This is a genomic window from Pseudomonas sp. PS01299 (genome assembly GCF_029960145.1).
Lineage (GTDB): Bacteria > Pseudomonadota > Gammaproteobacteria > Pseudomonadales > Pseudomonadaceae > Aquipseudomonas > Aquipseudomonas putida_A.
Genome location: NZ_JASCPO010000513.1, coordinates 1 through 444, shown reverse-complemented (window position 1 = coordinate 444; position 444 = coordinate 1). Strand labels below are relative to the sequence as shown.

The window sequence follows — 444 nt, the reverse complement described above, 5'->3', positions numbered from 1 at the left end:
CTTGGCGACGACTAGGCACTCCTGCTTCATCAAGCGCTGCACCACCTTCTCTGAAAGGCGCACACGCTGCCTGCTCAACGAAGCTCGCATCCGACGGTAGCCATAGCAACGATGATTGCGCTCGAATATGTCCGCCATGGCACGACGCACTTCGGTGTACTTTTCCGCGACCTGCATTCGGGCTCGATGATAGAAATAGGAGCTTCGGGCCAAGCCCAACGCGTCAAGCAGCTCTAGCAAGGAGTACCTATGCCTAAGGGCATCAGCCAGCAATGTCTTCTCCCGATTGGTCAGGACTTGCCGGTTGATGCCCGTCTCTTTTTTTATGAGTTCATTCGCCCTCATCAACAGGTCATGTTCAAGCTGCAAACGGCGAACATCGAGCTGGAGAGATTCGAGTTGCCGCTGCAACTCCTCTCGTTCCGGTGACGATGAGGGTTCAAG

1 protein-coding gene is annotated in these 444 nt (G+C 55.0%); it reads right to left on the bottom strand.

Translation table 11 applies throughout. The features are described 5' to 3' along the window. The coding region (locus QMX91_RS31360) for an IS3 family transposase (RefSeq protein ID WP_282413920.1) at positions 1-444 on the bottom strand (444 nt) is incomplete at both ends.